Genomic DNA, 22424 nt, shown 5'->3' with positions numbered 1-22424 from the left:
CGCCTTCACGCAATGCCCTTCCCGCCGGGTCGGCGAGGGGCCCGGGGTGGCCCCATACACTGAGGTCATGGCGAAGTGGACACCGAAGCACGAGGCGCCCGAGCCCCTGGAGGGGCCCGTCGTCGCCACGATCACCGGCGGCACGATCCTCTGGTTCGTCCTCTTCCTGGTCCAGCTCCCGTTCTACGGCTGGTTCGACGACCACGGGCACCTGTGGTGGCTGTGGACCTGCCTGGCCGGTGCGGGGCTCGGCCTGATCGGCATCTGGTACGTGCGGGGGCGCGACGCGGCGATCAAGCGGGCGGCGGCCTCACGGGCAGCTTCCGGCGGGCCTGACGGGACCGACGGGACGACAGGGGCTGACGGGACCGCCGGGGCCCCGAGCGGGTCCGCACCCGGCCCGAAGGGCGCGAGCAGCGCGACGGCGTGATCGCCCGGCCGGAACTCCGGCCGCCCTGCCCTGCACCGCCGCCCTCTGCACCGCCGCCCTCTGCACCGGGCACCCGGCCCGCGCCTCCGCTCCGCACCAGGCGACCAGGCGGCCTTGGCCGGTGGCCGTCGGCCGTACCAGGAGCCCCCACCCGTACCAGGGGTTTCCGTCCCACCACGGGACCACTCCCCCTCCTCCCCCGGTCTGATCTTCCGACCCCCAGTGGGAGATTCGGGCCTCTCACCCGTACCGTCGGAACATGACGCAGCGGGTACCCCCTTCCTCCGGCGAGCAGACCCCCGAGGCTCCCGGCTCCGACCGCCGCCCCGGCTCGGCCACGATCGACGCCGGGGCCGAGCTCGACCCCGTCCACCCGGCGGATCCGCCGGCCCCGGCCGTGAGCACCCGCGGGCTGACCGCGGCCGAGGTGGCCGAGCGGATCGCCCGCGGCGAGGTCAACGACGTACCCGTGCGCTCGTCCCGGTCCGTCAGCGAGATCGTCCGCGCGAACGTCTTCACCCGGTTCAACCTGATCATCGGCGTGCTCTGGGTGATCATGCTGTTCGTGGCGCCGATCCAGGACAGCCTCTTCGGCTTCGTGATCATCGCCAACACCGGCATCGGCATCATCCAGGAGTGGCGGGCCAAGAAGACCCTGGACAGCCTCGCGGTCATCGGCGAGGCGAAACCCACCGTCCGGCGCGACGGGGTCTCGGCCGAGATCTCGACCTCGGAGATCGTCCTCGGCGACCTCGTCGAGCTGAGCCCCGGCGACAAGGTCGTGGTGGACGGCACGGTCGTGGAGGCCGACGGGCTGGAGATCGACGAGTCGTTGCTGACCGGAGAGGCCGACCCGGTGCTGAAGCGCCCCGGCGACACCGTGATGTCCGGCAGTTTCGTCGTCGCGGGCGGCGGCTCGTTCGCCGCGACCAAGGTCGGGCGCGAGGCGTACGCCGCGCAGCTCGCGGAGGAGGCGTCCCGCTTCACCCTCGTCCAGTCCGAACTGCGCACCGGCATCTCCACCATCCTCAAGTACGTCACCTGGATGATGGTGCCGACCGCGATCGGGCTGGTCGTCAGCCAGCTTGTCGCCCAGGACAACAACCTCAAGGACTCGATCGCCCGGACGGTCGGCGGCATCGTCCCGATGATCCCCGAGGGGCTGGTGCTGCTGACCTCGGTCGCCTTCGCGATCGGTGTCGTACGGCTCGGCCGCAAGCAGTGCCTGGTCCAGGAGTTGCCCGCCATCGAGGGCCTGGCCCGCGTCGACATCGTCTGCCTGGACAAGACCGGCACCCTCACCGAGGGCGGCATGGACGTCACCGAGGTGCGGGCGCTGGGCGACGCACAGGACGCGTACATCCACCGTGTGCTGGGGGCCCTCGGCGCCTCCGACCCGCGGCCCAACGCCAGCCTCCAGGCCATCGTCGACGCCTACCCGGACGGCGAGAAGTGGCGGTGCACGCAGACGCTGCCGTTCTCCTCGGCGCGCAAGTACAGCGGCGCCGCGTTCGACGAGGGCGACGGCCGGACCTCCGCCTGGCTGCTCGGTGCCCCCGACGTGCTGCTGCCCGAGCGGGACCCGGCGCTCGACGAGATCGAGCAGCTCAACCAGCAGGGACTGCGGGTGCTGCTGCTCGCGCGGGCACGGGGCGGTCTCCAGGGCCCGGACGCCGCCGTCGGCGCCGCTCCGAGCGCACTGGTCGTGCTGGAACAGCGGCTGCGGCCGGACGCCGAGGAGACGTTGGCCTACTTCGCCGACCAGAACGTCGCCGCGAAGGTCATCTCCGGCGACAACGCGGTCTCCGTGGGCGCGGTCGCCGGGAAGCTGGGCCTGCCGGGCGCCGAGAACACCCTGGACGCGCGCCGGATGCCCACCGACCCGGACGACATGGCCACGGCCATGGAGCAGAACGCGGTCTTCGGCCGGGTCACCCCGCAGCAGAAGCGGGACATGGTCGCGGCCCTCCAGTCCCGCGGTCACACCGTCGCGATGACCGGTGACGGCGTCAACGACGTGCTGGCGCTGAAGGACGCCGACATCGGCGTGTCCATGGGTTCGGGCTCCGAGGCGACCCGGGCCGTCGCCCAGATCGTGCTGCTGAACAACAGCTTCGCGACGCTGCCGTCCGTCGTGGCCGAGGGCCGCCGGGTGATCGGCAACATCACCCGGGTCGCCACCCTGTTCCTGACCAAGACCGTCTACTCGGTGCTGCTGGCGATCCTGGTGGTCTGCTCCCAGGTCGACTACCCGTTCCTGCCGCGCCACCTGACCCTGCTGTCGACGCTCACCATCGGCGTACCGGCGTTCTTCCTGGCCCTCGCCCCCAACAAGGAACGCGCCCATCCGCACTTCGTGCGCCGGGTCATGCGGTACGCGATCCCTTCGGGCGTCATCGCGGCCGTCGCGACCTTCACGACGTACCTGCTTGCCCGGCACCACTACACCGGCCCGGACGCGCTGGGGGCGGAGACGAGCGCGGCGACGCTCACGCTGTTCCTGGTCTCGATGTGGGTCCTGGCGATCATCGCCCGCCCGTACACCTGGTGGCGGATCTGCCTGGTGGCGGCGATGGGGCTGGGGTTCCTGATCGTGCTGGCGGTGCCGTGGCTCCAGGAGTTCTTCGCGCTGAAGCTGGTGGGGACGACGATGCCGTGGACGGCGGTGGGCATCGCGGTGGCGGCGGCGACCGCCCTGGAGTTCACCTGGCGGCTGGTGGGCCGCCGCTTCCCGGCGTAGCGCGGCGCCGCCCGCCCCGCGGGTGCGGGGGAACGCGTACGGGGCGGGGGGGGGGGGGGGGGGGGCGGGGGCGGGGGGGCGGGGGGGGGGGGGGGGGGGGGGGGGGGGGGGGGGGGGCGGGGGGGCGGCGCGCGGCGGGGGGGGGGGCGGGGGGGGCGGGGGCCCCGGGGGGGGGGGCCCGCGGCGCCGGGGCCCGGCCGCGCGCGCCCGCGGGGGGGGCGGCCCCCCCCCCCCCGGCGCGCCGCCCCCCCCCCCCCCCCCCCCCCCCCCCCCCCCCCCGGCCCGTGGTGTGTCGCGGAACGGGACCGGGACCAGTGCGGGAAGGGCACTGGTCCCGGTGGGGCACTAGAGAACGCCTAGTGCCGCATCAGGCAACGTTTGCCCCGTCGCACCGGACGCCGCTCCTTGCGGGCAAACCTTGCCGGTCACGGCACTAGCGCACGTCGACGAAGTCGCCCGCGGTCGTGACGGCCGGGGTGGTGGACGTGCCGGCGAAGCTGTAGCGCCAGTAGCCGTCGACCGACGCCTTGACCGTGGTCTTCAGGTTGCCGGTGCTGTTGGTCTTGATGGTCTTGATGGTGGTGTAGGTGTTGCTGTTCTTCTTGCGGAACTGGAGCTTCACCGGCTGGCCGGTGTAGCCCTGGTACTTGAAGGTCTCCCAGTTGGCCCGCGAGAGCTTGCCGGTGACCGTGATGGTCTTGCCCTTCCTGACCGGCTCGGGCGAGGCGTTGACCGTCAGCTTCGACGCCCGCTGCACGCGCACCTTGCCGTAGGACTGGTTGTCGGTGGCACTGATCCCGTCACCGGAGAGGGCTGCCGCCGCGACCTTCCAGGTACCGGCCAGGGAGTTCTTGTACAGGTCCCAGCCCGGCTCGATGGTGAAGGTCAGCTTGCACGTCGAGGTCGTGGCGTTGACCTTGGTGCACTTGGCCACGTCCTCGTTCGGCATGACGGCCCCGTCCACGGTGTCCGGGGACGACAGGTCCTGGCCGTGCCACAGGCCGACGAAGGCGTCGGAGATGCCGGAGGCGTGCGAGGCGGTGAGCGAGACGGAGACCGTCTTGGAGGCGGTGGTGCCGAGGACGATGTCCTTGCCGCCGTTGACGACGACCTTGGAGATGACGGGATCCGACGTGGCCGCCGCCGCACGGGCGGCCTTCGCGTCCTGCGGGGCGATGCCGAAGATCTCGGCAGCCGACGTCGGGATGTTCGGCAGGTCCACGGTGTCATCCGCGTGGGCGGCCGGGACGACCAGGGCGGACAGGGCGAGGGCGCCGGAGACGGCGGCCACGGTGGCACGAATGCGCATGTGTTTCCCCAGTGGAGAAAGGGCCCCGCAGGCACGTGGTACGGCCCGGGCGAGGCTCGTTCGTCTGTGAGCCTGATGACTCGACAAAGCAGACCTGTGAAAGATGTGAAGGGTTGTATGGCGAACGGAGAAATTCCCGCGAAACGCTCCCGCTTCACGACAACCGTGCCCCGCTCACGACAGCCGTACCTTCCGCCTCACGACGGCCGCGCCTCGCCGCTTCCCAACAGCCGTACCTCCCACTTCGACGGCCGCGTCTCCCGTTCCACAGCTTGCAGCCGCGGCTTCTGGCCGCGTCCGCCTCGCCCGCCGCACGGCGCCCCGTGTCAGTCGAACCAGCGGTCCCGGGCCAGTTCCGCCGTCCGGGACGGGTCCTCCAACAGCGCCGCCACCTCGAAGCGACGCGGCCACTGTCCCGCCGCCCAGGCCAGTCCGGCCGCGACGCCCTCCAGCGTGGCGGCGTGCACGGTGCCGTCGGGGGTGCGGCGCCAGTCCAGTTCGACACCGCCCGCGCGCAGCTCGGCGTGCTCGACGAACGTGTCCGGGGTACCGGCGCCGAGCAGCACCCGTACCGCGTCCGGCACGCGGTGTTCCTCGCCGTCCGTGGTCACCTCGGCCTCGACGCTGTCGCCGAGCCGCCGGACCTGCAGCAGTTCGGCCAGTTCGGTCGCGCGCGCCGGGGCGACCGGGAGCAGCGGCAGCCCGGCGGCCAGCGGCAGCAGATCGGGAGCGTCGGCGATCACGGCGTCCGCCGCATCGACGACCCGGACCTCGCCGTCGACGACGGCCCGCAGTTCGTCGGGCAGCGTGACCTGCTCGGGGTCGAGGCCGGCCAGTTCCGTGTACAGCGCGTGCAGTTGTACGGGGCCGACCTCGCGGTCCGCGTCCGCGAGCCGGCCGAGGAGTTCGGCGGCGCCGCCCGGCTCGTCGAGGAGCGCGGCCACGGATGTCCGTACCCCGAGGGCGCGCAGCACCTGCGCGTCGTCGAAGCCGGTCGCGTCGGCGGAGTCGTACAGGCCGGCCAGCCGGGGATCGCCGGACGCCGCGCGCAGACCGGCCGGGCGGCGGCCGTCGAGCACCGGGTGGCCGCGCAGCCACCAGGCGGTGTACGGGCGCACGGACCGCGTGGTGCCGTCGGGCAGCAGCACCCGCACCGGCTGGGTCAGCGCGTCCCGCAGCGGCGGCCGGGCGAGCATCGCGAGCGCCTGCGGCCAGGCGTCGTCGTCGACGAGGTCGAGATCGCGGACGGCGACGAGTTCGGTGGCGACCGGCGGCACCGGAGTGTCGGGCATCTGGTCGAGGACGTCCTCGCACCACACGTCCACGGCGTCGAGCAGGCCGGGGTCGTCGGGTTCGGCGAAGTCGCCCTCGCGGGGCTCCAGTTCGTCCGGGTCGAGGACCACGTCGGTGGCCCTTACGAGGGTGAAGCCCGCGAGCACCCCGCAGGCGGTGAGCGGCTGTTCGCCCCAGAGCTCGGCCAGTTCCTCGTCGCAGAGGGCGAGTTCGCCCTCCCGCATGATCGCGGCGAACGGGCTGCCGGGCAGCACGAGTTCACCGGCGGGCGCGAGTTCGCCGTCCTCGTCGGGCAGGGCGAGCGCGCCGAGCCAGGGTTCGTCGCCGGGCGCCAGTTCGGCGTCGCGCACGAGGGCCAGGACGGTCTCGGCGAGCTCGTCCGCGCCGGGCGCGTCCTCGTCCCAGATCTCGCCCGCGTCCAGTGAACCGGCGACGGCGGCCCGCACCTGCGGGGTCCTCAGCACGGCGCGCGGGGTGGCGGGCAGGGCACCGAGCTTCTCCAGCAGCGGGTGGGCGGCGTCCGGGTGGGCGACCTTCAGCCCGAGCCGGGCGAGCCGGTCCAGTACCGGGCCGGTGAGCGCGTCGGGGAGCGGGAGGAGGACCTGGCGGGGGCCGATGGTGGTCCGGGGTGTGGCCCGGGTCCCGGCGTCGTGCGTCGTCGGCGTGCCTGCCGTTTGCGCCGTTCCTGACGTCTCCTGCGTACCTACCGTCTCCCCCGTACCTGCCATCTCCCCCCTGCCTGCCGTCTCCCGCGTTCCCGCCAGCGGGACGGGCAGGCCGGAGAGGCGATCGGGGTCGATGCCGGAGAGGCTGTCGTAGAGCCGCCGCCACCAGCCCGGGTCGCGTTCCAGCCCGGCGAGCCGGTCGATCGCCTCGGTCAGCGGGACGCGGGCGATACCGAGGGTGCGCAGTTCGCTGCGGCGTTCCAGCCCGGCGGGCAGCAGGCACGGCAGGACCTCGGCGAGTACACGTACGGTCTCGGCGCCGACGCCCTCCAGGACCTCGGCCTCGATGGGGCGCAGCGCGGTGCCGGCCGTCTCCCGGATGGCGTCGTGCTCGGTGTCCCAGGTGTCTTCCCACCGGTCCGTAGGCTCCGCCCGATCCGCTTCGCTGACGGTGTCGCGCGGGGCGGCGGGCTCCAGGAAGGCGACCCGCGGCAGCCGACCGAGAATGGCGCCGCGCAGGGCGCCGTCCAGTTCGCCCTTGCCGAGCGGGCCTGGCACGAGGTCGATGGTGTCGACGGACACCGGCCGCCAGCCGGCGAGCAGTTCGGCGTACGCGTCGGCGGCGCGCTGCACCAGGAAGTCGGTGAGCGGGCCGGGCGCGGGGTGGCGGCGGGTGGTGTCGAGCGGCAGCGACGCGATGAGCAGCGCGGGGATGCCGAGGGGTTCGTCGGTGGGGGTGGGCGCGTGGACGACGGGGGCGGTGCGGGGGCGTACCGGGGCGCCCTCGGCGTCGACCGGTACGGCCCAGGTGACCGACCAGTGCGGACGCAGTCGTTCCTCGCGGGGCCGGTCGGCGAGCAGGGCCGGTTCGACGGGGCCGTGGTGGGTGACGGTGCGCCACCGGTGCGTGCCGCGCGCGGAGTCCTCGATGTGGACGTACGGGCCCTGCCGGGTGCGGCGCAGCGTCCGTACGGCGTCCGGGGTCTCGATCACGATCTCGTCGAGGCCGCGCAGGGTGAGCAGCAGCGCGTCGTCGACCGCGGCGAGCAGCCGCACGACGAGGTCCTCGGCGCCGCCGTCGCGCAGCGGGAGGACGACGACGGTGTCGTAGCCGTCGGGCGGGGTGCCCTCGGCGGGCAGCGGGAGCCTCAGCAGGGGTACGTGACCGTCGCGGCGGCGCAGTTCGTCGCCGAGGCCGGGGCTGGCGGTGGCGACGTGGGCGGCCAGGTCGCGGGCCTCGGCGAGGGACCAGCGGACGCCGCCGTGCCGACCGATCACGGCGGGCTCGTCGCTCACCGCGAGCACGGCGGCGAAGCCGACGCCGAACCTGCCGACGGCTCCCTCGTGGCCCTCGCGCTTGGCAGAGGCGCGCAGGGTGGAGAGGGATTCCACGCCGGTGGCGTCGAGGGGGGCGCCGGTGTTGGCGGCGGCGAGCACGGCGGGGGCGTCCGGGGCCGCGGCGTGCAGGGTGAGGCGGAGCCGACCGGGGACGTCCGCGCGGGCGGCGGCGTCGGCGGCGTTCTGGGCCAGTTCGACGACGAGCCGGTCCCGGTAGCCGCCGAGCGCGAGTTCCTCCTCGGCGTTGGCGTCCTCGCGGAACCTGGCGGGGCCGGCGCCCCAGGCGTCGAGCACACCGCGTCGCAGCCGTGCGGTCCCGAACGGGTCGGCTCCCTCGGTCCCATTCATGCTCACGCTCCGACTCCGCTCTGTTCTTTCCGGTCTTCCGGGCGTTCCGGTCGTTCCGGCTGTTTCGGTGAGGTCTTTCCGGCTGTTCGGTTGGGGCGTCCCGTCGCCACCGAGCTTCCTGTTGCCACTGGGTCCCTTTGCCGCCGAGCATCCCGTGCCGCCAGTGTGCGCCCGAAGGTACCGGCTCCTCGCGCCGGACGGGGCATCGCGACAGGGCATCACGAACGGCGCCCGTGCGGCCCGCCACGACGGGAACGGGCACCACCGGATCAGCCACTACGGGAACGGGAACGCCAGGAGCAGGCACGTCAGGGACAGACCCGAACAGGGACAGCCCCCGACCGGCACGAACACGACGGGCGCGCCGGACCGCAACAGGGAGCACCCCGCCGGACGGAACGAGGGGCGTTTGTGCAGGGCCGTCCGCGGGGGAAGCCCGTCCACAGGGATGCCCGTCCACAGGGATGTCCGTCCGCGGCGAACGCGCGCGCGAGGGTCTCCCGCCCGCACGGCAGCCGTGCGAGGGGCTCCCGCAGGAGCCGACCAGGACACGCCTCAGGAGTGGCCGAGGGGCTCCCGCCGGAGCGACCAGGACACGTGTCAGGAGTGGCCGAGGTCCTCCGTGGGCGCGTCCGGCTCCGCCGGGACCGAACCGGAGTCCCGGGCCGGGCGCAGCGAGTAGTCGTCCACCCGCATCGTGTCCAGGGCATGCGGCGCCGGCTTCGGCGGCTTCGGCATGACCGCCGCCTCGGAGTGCCCGCCGCATCCGTACGACAGGGACACCACGTGTCCGTCCGCCGGGCCGAACTCGTTGGCACACACCCCGAAGCCCTGCCGCAGCGAGCCCGCCAGCGGCACCAGGAACGCGCAGGTGACGCAGGTCGCCGGGGCGGCCTGGGCCATCGGTGTCCGCGCGCCGAAGCCCTCGTCCCACCGGTCGGCCGCCGCGCGCAGCCCGTACCGCGACAGCACCCGCGCCCGGCGCATCCCGAGCTCGTCCGCGAGCGCCGCGATCGCACCGCGGCTCGTCGTCGCCGGGCGGGTCGTCAGCTCCGCGTCCTCCGTGTCGACGAGGTCGGCCATCTCCTCGGACACCTCGGAGACCGCGGAGTTCGGCGGCGGCTCCTCCTCGCCGGTGTAGCCGGGCTCCAGGCGGATGTCGTCCGCCTCGGTGGGCAGCAGGTCGCCGGGCCGCATGTCGCCGGGGCGCAGGCGCTCGCTCCACGGCACCCACTCCGGGGCGAGAAGCGCGTCGCCGCCGGGCAGCAGAACCGTCTCGTCAAGGGTGACCTTCTTCGCACGGGACGCCCGGGCGACGGTCACCGCCCAGCGCCAGCCCCGGTAGCCGGGCTCCTCGCACTCGAAGAAGTGCGTGACGACCCGGTCCCCCTCGGAGACCACGCCCACGTGGTCTCCGACGACCCCCGGCGCGGCCGCTTCCTCGGCCGCCGCGCGGGCCAGGTCCACCGCCTCGGCGCACAGGCGGTCGGGGGCGGGGGTACGGGCCGTACGCCTTCGCGTCGTCACAGCACTCACAGGTCTCGCTTCTCTCCTACGCCAGTCTCACGGGCGCGCCTGCACATCCATCGATTTCGGCCGTGGCGGGTGCGGGCGGAGCGGACCTGGGGGCCGCGTCGACGTCCGCGCCCGTCGTGCCTGCCTCGGGCGCACCTTCTGCCATCCATTCTGCGGGATCGCCGATAGGCGCGCGGCCGAGCACAACCGCCGGTGGCGCGCTACGCACGCTACCCCCTTCGTCGTCCCCCGCCCACCTGCCCGTCCCGAAGCGTGGGCGCGCGGCCGGGGACGGGCAGGACGTGCGGACCGGGGCCGCCCGCTGGCCCGACAGGGCGGAGTGCGCCCATGCCCTGGGCCGGTCCCGGTTCGCGGCCACCCCCACCGGGGCACTATGACGGGGTGACTTCCGCCCGGTCGCACCAGGATTCCGGCCCGTTCCGCAGGGCGGGCCGGATGGTCGGCCGTGCCCTTCGCTCTCCTTTCAGCCGTGCCCTTCGCTCTCCTTTCACCGGTGCCGCGCGCGGCATCCGGAAGGCGACGCACGCGCACGGCGCCGGGGAGTCCGGGCTCGGCAAGCTGATCGAGCTGCACGCTGTGAACGGCGCGGGCGACGTGATGATCACGGTGGCGCTCGCCTCGACGGTGTTCTTCGCCGTGCCGACGGACGAGGCCCGTGGCCGGGTCGCGCTCTACCTCGCCGTCACGATGGCGCCCTTCACGCTTCTCGCGCCCGTGATCGGTCCGCTGCTGGACCGGCTGCCGCACGGCCGCCGTGCCGCGATGGCGGGGGCGATGCTGGCCCGTGCCGTACTGGCGCTCACGATCGCGGGCGCGGTCGCCACCGGCGGTCTGGAGCTGTATCCGGCCGCGCTGGGCGTCCTGGTCTGCTCGAAGGCGTACGGGGTCGTGCGCAGCGCGGTGGTGCCGAGGCTGCTGCCGCCCCGCATTTCCCTGGTGAAGGCGAACGCCCGGGTCACGCTCGCCGGGCTGCTGGCGACGGGTGTCGCCGCGCCGATCGGGGCCGGGCTGCAGTTCGTCGGTCCGGCCTGGCCGCTGTACGGGGCGTGCGGGGTATTCCTCGGCGGGACGGTCCTCGCCTTCACGCTGCCGCCCAAGGTCGATTCCGCGAAGGGCGAGCGGCGGGCCCGGCTGGTGCCGCCGTACGGCGTGCTGCCCCCGCGGCCCCGGGTGGAGCGGAGCAAGGAACGCTGCTGGGAGCAGAACGGGGCAGGGGACCGGGAAGAGAACGGTGAGAAGAACAACGGGGCGAAGAGCAACGGTGAGAAGGAGAACGGAGAAAAGGACAACGGAGAGAGGGTCCGGGCGAACAGGCGTTCCGGTCGCGGGCGAAGGCTCCGGGGCCGGGAGCGCGAGGGCGAGAGGCGGCCCGGGCTGCGGACCGTGGGACCGTCCGTGCTGAACGGCCTCCAGGCCAACGCCGCCCATCGCGCGCTCTCCGGTCTCCTCATCTTCTTCCTGGCGTTCCTGCTGCGCGATGAGCCGCTCACCGGGCAGAACGCCGCCGTCTCGCTCGGCATCGTCGGGGTGGCGGCCGGGCTGGGCAACGCGCTCGGCACGGCGGTCGGGTCCTGGCTCCGGGCCCGCGGCCCGGAGGTGATCGCCGCCTCGGTGCTGGCCCTGGCCCTGGGGGCCGCCATGCTCGCCGCGTTCTTCTTCGGCACCGTCACGGTCGCCGTGCTGAGTGCGACGGCCGGCTTCACCCAGGCCCTGTCGAAGCTCTCGCTGGACGCGATGATCCAGCGGGACGTGCCCGAGGAGGTGCGGGCGTCCGCGTTCGCCCGGTCCGAGACGGTGCTCCAGATGGCGTGGGTGGTGGGCGGCGGCATCGGCATCGTCCTCCCTCTCAACGGCGTACTGGGCATGTCGGTCGCCGCGGGCGTTCTCGCCCTCGGTGCCGCCACGTCCGTACGGGGTCTGCTGGGCGCCGCCCGGCGCGGCTCGCCGCACCCCCGCGTGGCGTGAACCGGGGCGACCGATAGCCTTCGGCTCATGACCGTTGCGTTCTTCTCCGGTAAGGGCCGTCGAATCGGCGTCGCTCTTGGTGCCGTGTCCGCGGGACTCCTCGTCCTCTCCGCCTGCGACAAGCCGACGCCGCTCGCGACCGTAACGGTCGGCGGCGACTCGGTGAGCTCCGAGGCGACCTGCTACAACGACGGCAAGCCCCTCAAGACGTCCGATATCAAGAGCTGCCTCAACAAGAAGGCGGAGAAGACCGTCGAGGTCGCGATGGACGACAAGGTCCGCTTCGGCGTCGATCCGGAGATCGCCGAGCACGGCTGGACCCTGTTCATCAACGGCCAGCAGGCCGAGCAGGAGCCGTACAAGAAGACCTACCGGTCCATCCCCGGCAGCGCCTTCTTCTCCAGCCAGACCGGCGAGATCACGAACAGCACGCAGGTCAGCATCGTGGAGACGCAGGGCAAGAACCTCACGGGTATCTGGCACTTCCAGCTGAAGAAGACGTCCTGACCCACCCTCTGCCGAACCCTGGCCCCGGAGGGTCCCTACCCGTGCGCGTGCTCGTCGTGACCGCAGTCCCGGCAGAACGGGACGCGGTCACGCGCGCGTTCGAGGACGGAATACGGGTGGCCGTGCGCCGGGTGCCCGGCGCCGAACTCCACCGCGTGCACGTCTCTGGTGGCCCCGGTGGCCCCGGCGTCGACATCGATGTGCTCGCGGGCGGTGCGGGACCGGCCGCGGCGGCCGCCGCCACGGCCTTCGCCCTCGCCTCCGGGCACCTGCTCGGAGGCCCCGCCGCCCTCGTCGCCGGGGACGGCTCCGGGCAGGTCGCGGGCCACGTGCCCGGCCCGGGCGCCGGCCCGGGGTCCGCACCGTGCGAACCCGTCTCCGCGCTGTACGGCCCAGTCTCCGGACCGTACGAACCCGTCTCCGGACCGTACGAACCCGGGTCCGCGCCGCACGGCCCAGTCTCGGGACCGTACGAACCCGTCTCCGCGCCGCACGGCCCAGCCTCCGGACCGTACGAACCCGTCTCCGGACCGTACGACCTCGTGGTCTCGGCCGGGATCGGCGGTGGGTTCGTACCCGCCGCCCCCGTCGGCTCGCTCGTCGTCGCGAGCGGCATCGTCGCCGCGGATCTGGGCGCGGAGACGCCCGAGGGCTTCGTCCCCGTCACGGGCCTCGGCTTCGGCCGCGACCGGCATGTGCCGCCCCGCTCGCTGGTCCGGGACGTGACCGCCGCGACCGGCGCGCTCCCCGGCGAGATCCTCACCGTCTCCACCGTGACCGGCAGCGCGGAGCGCGCCGCCGCCCTGCTCGCCGCGCACCCACGCGCCGCCGCGGAGGCCATGGAGGGCTTCGGCGTCGCGGAGGCCGCCGACCGGGCCGGCGTACCGGTCCTGGAGCTCCGGGCGGTCTCGAACGCCGTCGGCCCGCGCGACCGCGACGCCTGGCGCATCGGGGACGCGCTGGCCGCACTCACCGGGGCGTTCGGGAAGCTCGTCCCCGTACTGGAAGGTTGGACCCACCATGACCGAGACCACGCCTGAGCCGCTCCGTGCTCCTCGTTCCCCGCTGAGCATCGCCTTCTCACCGTGCCCGAACGACACCTTCGTCTTCGACGCCTGGGCGCACGGAAGGGTCCCCGGCGCGCCCGCTCTCGACGTCACCTTCGCCGACATCGACATCACCAACGGCATGGCCGAGCGCGGTGAGGGCGACGTCCTCAAGGTCTCGTACGCGGTGCTGCCGTGGGTGCTCGACGAGTACGCGCTGCTGCCGTGCGGCGGGGCGCTGGGGCGGGGCTGCGGGCCGCTCGTCCTCACGAGGGAGCCGGGCACGGATCTGACGGGGCGGACGGTCGCGGTGCCGAGCGAGCGCTCCACCGCGTACCTGCTGTTCCGGCTCTGGGCGGCGGACGTCGTGCCGGACGGTGTCGGCGAGATCGTCGTCATGCCGTTTCACGAGATCATGCCCGCCGTGCGCGACGGGAAGGTGGACGCCGGTCTCGTCATCCACGAGGCCCGCTTCACGTACCGGAACTACGGGCTGCACAACCTCGCCGACATGGGCCGGCACTGGGAGGAGACCACCGGGCTGCCGATCCCGCTCGGCGCGATCATCGCGAAGCGGTCGCTGGGCGCGGACACGCTGAAGCTGCTCGCCGAGTCGGCGCGTACCTCGGTGCGGATGGCCTGGGACGACCCGGAGGTGTCACGGCCCTACGTGCTGGAGCACGCCCAGGAGATGGACCCGGCCGTGGCGGACCAGCACATCGGACTGTACGTCAACGAGTTCACGGCCGATCTCGGCGAGGACGGCTACGCGGCGGTCCGCGGGCTGCTGACCCGCGCGGCGGCCGAGGGGCTGGTGCCGCCCCTCGGCCCGGACGCGCTGTCGTTCGTCTGACGTACACCGGACGCCCCGGATACGCCGGGCGTCCGGGATACGCCGGGCGTCCGGGGTACCTCGAACGCCCCGGATACGTCGGACGCCCCGGCTATGCCGGACGCTCGGGCCATGCCGGACGCTCGGGCCATGCCGGACGCTCGGGCCATGCCGGACGCTCGGGCTATGCCGGACATCACACGCCGACGGATCACACGTCGAGGAATCAGCCGAGGAATCAGTAGAGGAATCACACGTCGAGTTGGTCGGCGACCGCGCGCAGCAGGCCGGCGATCTTCTTGCCGGCCGCCTTGTCCGGGTAGCGGCCCCGCTCCAGCATCGGCGTGATGTTCTCCAGCAGGGTGGTCAGATCCTGCACGATGGACGCGAGCTCGTCCGGCTTGCGGCGCTGCGCGGCCGCGACGGACGGGGTCGGGTCCAAAACCGTCACCGACAGCGCCTGATCTCCGCGCTGACCTGCGACGACACCGAACTCGACACGTTGCCCGGGCTTGAGCGCGTCGACACCGTCGGGAAGCACGGAGGAGTGCACGAAGACGTCGCCGCCGTCGTCGCGGGAGAGGAAGCCGAAGCCCTTCTCGCTGTTGAACCACTTGACCTTGCCAGTCGGCAAAGCACGCACCCCATCTCAACCCGTATGCCGGAACAAAGCCTCAGCAGGTCAGGCTATCCAGTGGTGGTGCTCCCCTGCTGGCAGCAGCCTCCCCAGCGGAGTACCCCTAGTCAAGCCTGGTCGTCCGGCCCACTGTCCGGAAACGATGCCTGCCCCGCACGCCGCAACCCGCGGGGCGGTCCTGCCGCCGTCGGGAACTACCCTGGCGGGGTGAGTACTACACCTCCTGGCGCGGGTGACCGGCTGGTCCGTATCGGCGCCATCGTCTTCTTCGTCGGCGCGCTGGCCACTCTGGTCACGGTGGCCCCGCTGTTCCTCGGCACCCCTCCGCTGCCGCCCATCGCGTGGTCGCTCTGCATGCTGATGGGCGTCGGCTTCCTGATCGCTGCGGCGGGCGTGGTCCGCTCGGTGCGGGCGGGCTCGCGCGAGCGATAGGGCCGGGGCCTCCGGCCGGCCGTTTCGGGCGCTCCGGCTCCGGCTCCGACTCCGACGCCGGACGAGCTTGGCCTCCCCCCTGAGACCTGACACCACAGACCTCTTCCCTACCGCAAACGCTACGAGCCACCCCGCTCGACCACCCGACCCGCCGCGCACGGCAGCGGCAAGAAACAAGATGGGCGGTTCCAGCCGCTCATCCAGCGACGCTTCTCGCTCACCACGACACCCCCGGCGACCACTCCGCACGCCCACCGCAACACACCTTTGGCTTGAAATGCGTTGCAAGTGCTACGGGCACGTTGATAAAGATGAAGATCCTATTGTCGATACCATGACTGCCGCTGGGCGCAGTTGACGAACGTGTCAGTCGGGGGATTGCGGGGGGGTTGGTGTGACGGGGTGGGACATCAGGCCGGGCGGGGTGGAGTCCGTTCTGTCGTTGGTGGGGCTGGCGGCCGAGGACCTGAGCAAGGGCGTCAAGGGGTACGGCGAGAGTGCGGAGGCCGCTGCGCTGTCCGCGGGGACGATCAGTGGGCCGTACTGCGGTGAGGCGCCCACGGGGCCGGTGGGGGCCGCGGTGGCGAACTTCGTTGCCGACACCCAGCAGCGGATCAGGTTCATGGCGGCACGGACCAGGAAATCGATGGACGGCACGGTCAAGGCCACCACCGAGTACATCGAGGGCGACCTGGCGATGGCCGCCCGGGCCCAGCGCGAGGCGGCGAAGGCTCCCACCCCTGCGGAGATCAGAGCGGTCGGGGAGAAGTCCGGCCACCGGGGCGGGGAGTAGCCGGCGTGATCGAACCGGGGGGAATACCTCAGTACACGGGTGACTTCGGCCAGTTGGAGAAGGCCGCGTCCAGTTTGCGGACGCACGCGATCGGCATCCGGAACGGGGGCAAGGACGTCCACTCCCGTTTCCAGGCGATGGCCGCCTATTACCAGGCCCCCGAGGCCGACAAGCTCTTCTCCTCCACCCGGCCGGTCATGGATACGGCGGAGGAGTTCGCCGGGAACATCGAGGCGCTGGCCGATGCCCTGGACACGTTCGTCTTCGAGGCCAAGCCGCACGCGGAGCGGCTCAAGCAGTTGAAGCTGGACGCGTTCACCTTCGTCGACAGCGTCCGGGGCGATGACGACTGGACCGAGGACCAGGGCAAGACCGACAAGCATCAGGCACTGATGGACGGTGTGGCAGCGGCGCGCGAGGGCTTCCAGGAAGCCGAACGCAACGCCGCCAACAAGATCAACGCGATCAGCCCGGCCATGTGCCGCCCTCGGTGGGTGGAGGACGACGGCACGCACGGCCCCGGCATGTACGGCCAGAGCGCCGACACGCTCAAGGGAATGAAGGACCTGCCGTGGGGCAGCCCCGAGGAGCGCACCTATGAGCGGTGGAGTCTGGAGTGGTGGGGGCACGGGGCCAAGAGCTGGGCGTGGGACGGCATCGTCAAGGACAGCATCGTGGGCGGCCTCGACGGCCTGGCCACCCTGGCCGGCTTCCACGGAGAGCAGGAGCGCGACCAGGCATGGGACGGCCTGAGGCGCACCGTCGTCGGCGGCTACGCCTACGGCATGGACCTGCTGGGGCAGGACGAGCACCTGTCCGACTGGCAGCGTGAGAGCAAGGCGTACGCGAAGGAGTTCGGCAAGCAGTTCATCGCGTACGACATGTGGCAGGAGGACCCCGCCCGAGCCCATGCCGTGACGTCCTTCAACGTGCTCACCCTGGGCGCCGGCCCGCTGGCCGCCGCCTCGAAGCTCGGCAAGGGCGGCACGCTCGCGAAGGCGGCCGGCACCATGGCCAGGGTCGGCGACGCCCTCGACCCCCTCGGCGGCGCCTTCAAGGCCACCAAAGCCCTCTCCGACCTGCCCAAGGTCTCCCAGGTCCTGGCCAACGTCAGCAACCACCTCCACCTACCCACGACCAAGTTCCCCGACGGCGCCCTCGACCTCAGCGACCGCTACCGCGTCGACAAGCACGGCAACCTCATCCCCCTCAACCGCGACGGCACACCCAACACCAACCCGGCACCGCACGAACCCTCCGCAACCGAACGCATACCCGCCGTCCAGGCCGGCGACCGCGAACTAGTCGCAGCGGGACGGCATGCGCCCGAAGCGACCGCCCATGCAGGCGACCTCGGTACGGGCCCCTCCCCCAACCATGGCCCTTCGACCGGTGCAGACCACCGAAACGGGTCGAGCAGTGGTGGACATGGGGGACCGGTCAATGGAAACCACAACGAAGGTGCCAGTGGCGCAGGCCACGGCCCCGGCGGAAGCGGCCACGACACTCCGGAAGGCATCGATCACGGAAGTCCGAATGGCAGGGGCGGCTCAAATGGCGGGGGCGGCTCAGGGGACAGCACGAGCGGCAGTCACCAACCCTCGGATGGGCCGGACCGGTTCAGTGATGGCGATCGTGCATCCACCGGTCCGACCGGCCCGATGCGCTCCGAACAGGAAGCCGGGGTCACAGCCGCGCTCGACCGTGCGAAGATGCCACCGCAGGATCAGCAGCGAGCGCTTGTACAACTACGCAAGGGAGATTACGGGGCAGGCATCGCCGAATTCATCGGCCGAGGAACCTTCGACGGACTTCCTGGATACAGAGAACTACTCAGCCAGTGCAAGCAGAAGGGCATGCTCCCCGCTGTGCACCAGGCCATGGAGTTCGCCTCGGATCTTCAGTCGCGCGGCGTGAAGGACCTGGCTTTCGAATACAAGAACAAAGCAGAAAACCTAGACCTCGATGTCTTGGTCAAGTCGGGTGACGAGATCAGGTACGGATGCCAACTGAAAGACGTGGACTTTGAACACGGCATCGGTTCGGCGGCCCAAAAGATCGCGAAAAAGCAGCTGCTCGGCGAGATCGCAGGACCCAAGGTCGCCATACTGGACATCCACGACACCAAGTTCGCTCTCACAGAGTCGACCATCAAAACTGTGGAGCACTGCGCCAAAAAGACTGGCGCTACCTTCGAGCTTCGCTTTCAAGACGGTTCTATCACGATCCCCGCCAACGGCTCTGTCTACCCGTAAGGAATTTTCATGTCCACCTTGATGCGCGCACCAGAGGAATGCGCCTCCTGGGAATGGGAGCTTGATAATTTCGCACCTCCCGGGCTTGATTCGGCACTGATGACCGCAGCACGAATGTCAGAACTGCTGCGAGCCCACAGCCTGCTGGAGCCCCGCGTTCTTGAATGGATGTGGTTTGTCTACGGCATCGGCGGCATTGGCGTGACCACAAGACTGCCAGTAAGGGGACGACTCAACGAAACGGAACTCGCGCAACGTATTCAACAAAGCCGCCCCTCTGGATTCCCGGATGCCAAAGTCGGCACTATTTCGGTATTCGGCAGGGGTATGTGGCTCGACGCCGAGGGTACAGAGCGCCATGAGCCTGATCTCCTCGTGCTGACAGTTAGCCCGGATGAACTACAACTATCAGCCGAAGTTGCAGTATTCCATGACATTTGGGGATACTTCAACTTCAAGGGAATCCCCCATCCGGACATTCAGAAGCGAAATGCGCCGCGTTTGGCAGCCGCCCTCCGAGACCTCGACACCCTTCTCGGGACTGCCGCAGAACCGGGCGATCCGACATATTTCGGACGCGCTAAAGGGTACGGAATCGAAATGCCTGACGTGATCGACGGGCGAGGCCCTGACCTGACGGACGGGCTTTGACCGCCTCCGACGTAACGCATGACCGCATGACCCAGGACGTCATAGCCCTCACCCCGAGACTTTTCGGCGTAGTGGAAGTAATACGCGAAGGTCCGCTGGAACATATTGCCGCGCTTTGAAGACGCGCAATCACAGCCCCATCCAACGGTTCTATTCCCCCCGTGAGGAATTGCAACGTCGACCTTGCTGCATACATCGCGCCACTGCGGTTCCTGACCTTGGGGACTTGATGAGGCCGCAACATGCGGGCTTAAATCGGCACTAAATAAGCAGCATGAATGATTGGCACCCTGAAATAAATGGCGTGCACTCCGACTGGGCGCCATTCAATAATTCTCACGACAAGTCGCTCCCTTTCGAGGATGCATACGACCCCACCAACAACGGCAAGTGGATCAAGAAGCTCTCTGAATAGATCGTCGAAAAGCACTGCACCGTTATTCTCGATGTCAGTAATGCAAATCAGGCAGTGATCGACTGCTATCAAGTCCGTCGTCGAGAAGAACGGTTGGGAAGGCGATGTCACCTGGCACCCGTAAGGGCTGGGCACCACGCCAATACCCTGACGACCAAGCCGCCGCCGATCGCCTGCGAGCGTGGCTGCAGAGTCCGGACGACAGCGGGCTCGATGCCGTGGGCCTCGACTTCAGCGGCGCGGACCTGACAGGCGGCGACTTCTCCGAATCATGGTTCACCGAGGCCAGGCTGGGTCGGTACGAACCTGACGGGAGGGAGTTCTATCGCGCGGATCTCGAAGGCGCCGACCTTTCTGGAGCAGACCTGACCAATGTCTCGCTGGTACGGGCGAACCTGGATGATGCCACGCTTCGGGGTGCCACTCTCGACGGTGCCAATTTCGTTAAGGCTTCACTTTACGACGTAGACGCCTCGGGGGCGAGCTTCCGTGGCGCTCGGTTGATGGGTGCTTCCCTGCTGGACGTCGACCTCCGCGGCGCAGATCTTACGAACGCAGGGGTGGACGAGAACTCATTCAAGGCGAAGCTCGACGAGAACACCGTTCTCGTCGGATTTTCCGGAACAATTTTCGGTCCGGTCGACATCGTTACCACAGAGGGCGTCACAGAACTGAGCGGTTCGGATCTCGAAGAATGGATTCGTCGTAGAAAATGGAATGCAAGGGTAATCCCTGTCCCACCAAGCACATCCGCATTCCCGTAATACCCCACCAAGCACATCCACATTCCCGTAAGGAATACCATGACGACGTTGATGCGGGCACCACGAGAATGCGGTTCCTGGTACTGGGACCTCGACGAATTCGCCGCACCAGGGCTGGAGTCAGCTCTCTCGGTCGCGGCACGGATGTGTGACGTACTGGCTCGGCTTGAACTCCTGACCCCCGTCGAGCTCAAGTACAGCTGGTACGTGCTGGACGTTGGGACAACCGGCATCACAAGCACCCTTGAACTCACCAAGCCACTGGGGGATCCGAGCCTCCCAGAGCGGGTACGGGGCAGCCGCCCCTCTTCGCACCCCGCCGCCGCTATCGCCAGCATCGGTGTGATCGGCACGGGTACGTGGATCGACGCGGAAGGGCAGCCTCGGACCGAGCCCGAGTTGGTCGACCTGTCCCTCTCTACCGCTCCCACCGGCCTATCGGCCGAACTGTCAGTGCACCATGACATTTGGTGCTGGTACGACTTCGCGGGACGCCCGCACCCCGAGGTCTACCGGAACAACGCTCCACGGCTCGCGGCCGCTCTGGAGGAAATCGGTGCTCTGCTCGGCATGCCTCCCGAGCCCGGCGAACCGACGTACTTCGGAACAGCCACACCTGAAGGACTTGCAACGCCGGACGCGTACGAGGACGGATTGGGGCCCGACCTGACCGGCAGACTCTGACGACCGAGAAGGTGGCTTCCGCCCCGCACCGCGGACGATGGAAGCGTCTGTGGGCCTACCGAGCCGCCGCTTCAGGAGCAGCACCTGACTCAGGACGTCATAGCCCTCACCCCGCAGATACCGGACACCAAGACACTGCCGGTCGGGCTCCACGCCGGTGGCCCCGATCTGCGGGTGAACCGGGTGGGACACCGCAGTACACGGGTGACTTCGGTCAGTTGGAGAAGGCGGCGTCCGGTTTGCGGACGCACGCGATCGGCATCCGGAACGGGGGCAAGGACGTCCACTCCCGTTTCCAGGCGATGGCCGCCTTTTACCAGGCCCCGGAGGCCGACAAGCTGTTCTCCTCCACCCGGCCGGTCATGGATACGGCGGAGGAGTTCGCCGGGGACATCGAGGCGCTGGCCGATGCCCTGGATACGTTCGTCTTCGAGGCCAGGCCGCACGCGGAGCGGCTCAAGCAGTTGAAGCTGGACGCGTTCACCTTCGTCGACAGCGTCCGGGGCGATGACGACTGGACCGAGGACCAGGGCAAGTCCGACGCGCACCAGGCGCTGATGGACGGTGTGGCAGCCGCACGTGAGGGCTTCCAGGAAGCCGAACGCAACGCCGCCAACAAGATCAACGCGATCAGCCCGGCCATGTGCCGCCCTCGGTGGGTGGAGGACGACGGCACGCACGGCCCCGGCATGTACGGCCAGACCGCCGACACGCTCAAGGGAATGAAGGACCTGCCCTGGGGAAGCCCCGAGGAGCGCACCTACGAGCGGTGGAGTCTGGAGTGGTGGGGGCACGGGGCCAAGAGCTGGGCGTGGGACGGCATCGCCAAGGACAGCATCTGGGGCGGCATCGACGACCTGGCCACCTTGGCCGGCTTCCACGGAGAGCAGGAGCGCGACCAGGCATGGGACGGCCTGAGATCTACAACGGGACCTTCGGATGACATACAACCTCTTCACCACCGATCGCTTGCAGCCGCCCCAAATCTCCGATGCCCTGGCGTCGTGCCTGCGTGTTGAGCCGAACGCCGTCGATGTCGCCGACTTCGACGGCGATCAGGAAAACCGCAACTGGGATGCTCTTGCCCTGTGCGACTACTCGCATGTCCTTGGTGACGTCTCGCTGACTATGAACATCTTCGTCCAAGAAGCTGTCTCCCAGCAGCCGGCCGAGCCGGATTTCGCTTCACGCTTCGCTGCTGCAGCGCAGACCGTGGTCCTGTATCCCGCCGAAGAGCAGCTTCCCAGCGCATATTGGCTGGTGACTCCGACCGGATTGGTGACCCGTGCTCGCCTCTTGGCGTCGGACGACGAGCGACCCGAGTACTCCATCGACGCCGTTGAGGCTGCCGTCCCTCAGCTTCCCGGTGTTCGTGTAATGCAGCTTCCGGAGATCGTCCGGGAACAGCATGTCCCCACGCCAATCACCTCGGAATTCATCCACGCCACGGAGCTCCTCCGAAAGGCACAGGAAAGCCCCACCGGTCCTGCACTTACCGATGAACCCGGATCCCATCTGTACCACTCTCGGGCTTATCTTGCAGAATGGGAGAGAATGGTGCGGCATATGGAATCTGGCTGGCACCCCACCGGCAACTATCCGTTCGAGTTGTACTGCGAAGCTCTACTGGCGCGAGACCGGATCGGGCAACTGCCGGAACAACTCCCTGGACCCGTAGCCGATCTCCTGCGCACGTTTGTCGGGCAACTCGACGAGGCGTTCAAGAAGTACACCGCGTCAGACGACACCTGAGCTGCTGAGGCAGGAGTCTCGGGACCTCTCAC

The 22424-nt window shown here is 70.1% G+C and carries 18 protein-coding genes and 1 pseudogene; 15 read left to right on the top strand and 4 right to left on the bottom strand.

Translation table 11 applies throughout. The annotated features are described in order from the left end of the window. Window positions 1-67: 67 nt before the first annotated feature. Window positions 68-430, top strand: coding sequence for a DUF2530 domain-containing protein (locus ACGF2V_RS22975; protein WP_362624160.1), 363 nt, complete (start codon window positions 68-70; stop codon window positions 428-430). 259 nt (window positions 431-689) lie between these two features. Then, entirely contained in the window at window positions 690-3170 is a 2481-nt protein-coding gene (locus ACGF2V_RS22970) for an HAD-IC family P-type ATPase (RefSeq protein WP_362624158.1), read from the top strand. A gap of 433 nt (window positions 3171-3603) precedes the next feature. Here ACGF2V_RS22970 and ACGF2V_RS22965 read toward each other — a convergent pair whose 3' ends face one another. The 3 genes from ACGF2V_RS22965 to ACGF2V_RS22955 all read right to left on the bottom strand — a co-directional run bounded on the left by ACGF2V_RS22965 (window position 3604) and on the right by ACGF2V_RS22955 (window position 9659). Continuing rightward, window positions 3604-4479, bottom strand: coding sequence for a DUF5707 domain-containing protein (locus ACGF2V_RS22965; RefSeq protein ID WP_362624157.1), 876 nt, complete (start codon window positions 4477-4479; stop codon window positions 3604-3606). A 326-nt stretch (window positions 4480-4805) separates the two neighbouring features. Continuing rightward, entirely contained in the window at window positions 4806-8123 is a 3318-nt protein-coding gene (locus ACGF2V_RS22960) for a sacsin N-terminal ATP-binding-like domain-containing protein (RefSeq protein WP_362709368.1), read from the bottom strand. Window positions 8124-8723: 600 nt separating this feature from the next. Further along, window positions 8724-9659 (bottom strand): DUF3027 domain-containing protein, encoded by a 936-nt coding sequence (locus ACGF2V_RS22955; RefSeq protein ID WP_362624155.1) that lies wholly within the window; start codon window positions 9657-9659, stop codon window positions 8724-8726. A gap of 381 nt (window positions 9660-10040) precedes the next feature. Here ACGF2V_RS22955 and ACGF2V_RS22950 point away from each other — a divergent pair, with 381 nt between their 5' ends. The 5 genes and pseudogenes from ACGF2V_RS22950 to ACGF2V_RS22930 all read left to right on the top strand — a co-directional run bounded on the left by ACGF2V_RS22950 (window position 10041) and on the right by ACGF2V_RS22930 (window position 14030). Further along, window positions 10041-11624 carry an MFS transporter gene (locus ACGF2V_RS22950; protein WP_362709258.1) on the top strand — a complete coding sequence of 528 codons (1584 nt, stop codon included), beginning with the start codon at window positions 10041-10043 and terminating at the stop codon, window positions 11622-11624. Window positions 11625-11651: 27 nt separating this feature from the next. Then, window positions 11652-12131 carry a DUF2771 domain-containing protein gene (locus tag ACGF2V_RS22945; protein ID WP_362624151.1) on the top strand — a complete coding sequence of 160 codons (480 nt, stop codon included), beginning with the start codon at window positions 11652-11654 and terminating at the stop codon, window positions 12129-12131. A gap of 41 nt (window positions 12132-12172) precedes the next feature. Next, a pseudogene (locus ACGF2V_RS22940) lies at window positions 12173-12397 on the top strand (hypothetical protein); the annotation flags it as partial. Between the two features lie 117 nt (window positions 12398-12514). Further along, window positions 12515-13171 carry a futalosine hydrolase gene (locus ACGF2V_RS22935; RefSeq protein ID WP_392913004.1) on the top strand — a complete coding sequence of 219 codons (657 nt, stop codon included), beginning with the start codon at window positions 12515-12517 and terminating at the stop codon, window positions 13169-13171. Beyond that, window positions 13152-14030 carry a 1,4-dihydroxy-6-naphthoate synthase gene (locus ACGF2V_RS22930; protein ID WP_362624149.1) on the top strand — a complete coding sequence of 293 codons (879 nt, stop codon included), beginning with the start codon at window positions 13152-13154 and terminating at the stop codon, window positions 14028-14030. The genes ACGF2V_RS22935 and ACGF2V_RS22930 overlap by 20 nt, the downstream gene beginning before the upstream one ends. Before the next feature lie 229 nt (window positions 14031-14259). Here ACGF2V_RS22930 and ACGF2V_RS22925 read toward each other — a convergent pair whose 3' ends face one another. After that, window positions 14260-14643, bottom strand: coding sequence for a cold-shock protein (locus ACGF2V_RS22925; protein WP_030749636.1), 384 nt, complete (start codon window positions 14641-14643; stop codon window positions 14260-14262). 210 nt (window positions 14644-14853) lie between these two features. On the opposite strand from ACGF2V_RS22925, the gene ACGF2V_RS22920 reads away from it, so the two are divergent. From ACGF2V_RS22920 to ACGF2V_RS22885, 8 genes are all read left to right on the top strand, one after another. Further along, entirely contained in the window at window positions 14854-15078 is a 225-nt protein-coding gene (locus ACGF2V_RS22920; RefSeq protein WP_362624147.1) for a hypothetical protein, read from the top strand. Window positions 15079-15472: 394 nt separating this feature from the next. Next, window positions 15473-15871 carry a DUF6507 family protein gene (locus ACGF2V_RS22915; protein ID WP_362624146.1) on the top strand — a complete coding sequence of 133 codons (399 nt, stop codon included), beginning with the start codon at window positions 15473-15475 and terminating at the stop codon, window positions 15869-15871. A gap of 5 nt (window positions 15872-15876) precedes the next feature. After that, complete coding sequence (locus ACGF2V_RS22910; RefSeq protein ID WP_392912975.1) at window positions 15877-18126, top strand: hypothetical protein; 2250 nt, start codon at window positions 15877-15879, stop codon at window positions 18124-18126. A 9-nt stretch (window positions 18127-18135) separates the two neighbouring features. Further along, complete coding sequence (locus tag ACGF2V_RS22905; protein WP_362710803.1) at window positions 18136-18777, top strand: hypothetical protein; 642 nt, start codon at window positions 18136-18138, stop codon at window positions 18775-18777. 519 nt (window positions 18778-19296) lie between these two features. After that, window positions 19297-19956 carry a pentapeptide repeat-containing protein gene (locus tag ACGF2V_RS22900; protein WP_362710800.1) on the top strand — a complete coding sequence of 220 codons (660 nt, stop codon included), beginning with the start codon at window positions 19297-19299 and terminating at the stop codon, window positions 19954-19956. A gap of 39 nt (window positions 19957-19995) precedes the next feature. Then, window positions 19996-20640 (top strand): hypothetical protein, encoded by a 645-nt coding sequence (locus tag ACGF2V_RS22895; protein WP_362710797.1) that lies wholly within the window; start codon window positions 19996-19998, stop codon window positions 20638-20640. Between the two features lie 239 nt (window positions 20641-20879). Further along, on the top strand, window positions 20880-21659 hold the full coding sequence (locus ACGF2V_RS22890) for a hypothetical protein (protein ID WP_362710794.1): 780 nt from the start codon (window positions 20880-20882) through the stop codon (window positions 21657-21659). Next, window positions 21580-22392: a hypothetical protein gene (locus ACGF2V_RS22885; RefSeq protein ID WP_362710791.1), complete on the top strand. Its 813-nt coding sequence runs from the start codon at window positions 21580-21582 to the stop codon at window positions 22390-22392. The genes ACGF2V_RS22890 and ACGF2V_RS22885 overlap by 80 nt, the downstream gene beginning before the upstream one ends. Window positions 22393-22424 lie beyond the last annotated feature (32 nt).

It is taken from the genome of Streptomyces sp. NPDC047982, assembly GCF_043204165.1.
Lineage (GTDB): Bacteria > Actinomycetota > Actinomycetes > Streptomycetales > Streptomycetaceae > Streptomyces.
Note: the sequence above shows the minus strand (reverse complement) of the source record. Positions and strands in the feature narration are given on the sequence as shown.

Coding starts and splice junctions, on each gene's coding strand:
- ACGF2V_RS22900 (WP_362710800.1), top strand. CDS start 19,297: ATGTCACCTGGCACCCGTAAGGGCTGGGCACCACGCCAATACCCTGAC.
- ACGF2V_RS22970 (WP_362624158.1), top strand. CDS start 690: ATGACGCAGCGGGTACCCCCTTCCTCCGGCGAGCAGACCCCCGAGGCT.
- ACGF2V_RS22930 (WP_362624149.1), top strand. CDS start 13,152: ATGACCGAGACCACGCCTGAGCCGCTCCGTGCTCCTCGTTCCCCGCTG.
- ACGF2V_RS22965 (WP_362624157.1), bottom strand. CDS start 4,479: ATGCGCATTCGTGCCACCGTGGCCGCCGTCTCCGGCGCCCTCGCCCTG.
- ACGF2V_RS22960 (WP_362709368.1), bottom strand. CDS start 8,123: ATGAATGGGACCGAGGGAGCCGACCCGTTCGGGACCGCACGGCTGCGA.
- ACGF2V_RS22975 (WP_362624160.1), top strand. CDS start 68: ATGGCGAAGTGGACACCGAAGCACGAGGCGCCCGAGCCCCTGGAGGGG.
- ACGF2V_RS22945 (WP_362624151.1), top strand. CDS start 11,652: ATGACCGTTGCGTTCTTCTCCGGTAAGGGCCGTCGAATCGGCGTCGCT.
- ACGF2V_RS22885 (WP_362710791.1), top strand. CDS start 21,580: ATGACATACAACCTCTTCACCACCGATCGCTTGCAGCCGCCCCAAATC.
- ACGF2V_RS22895 (WP_362710797.1), top strand. CDS start 19,996: ATGACGACGTTGATGCGGGCACCACGAGAATGCGGTTCCTGGTACTGG.
- ACGF2V_RS22905 (WP_362710803.1), top strand. CDS start 18,136: ATGTCCACCTTGATGCGCGCACCAGAGGAATGCGCCTCCTGGGAATGG.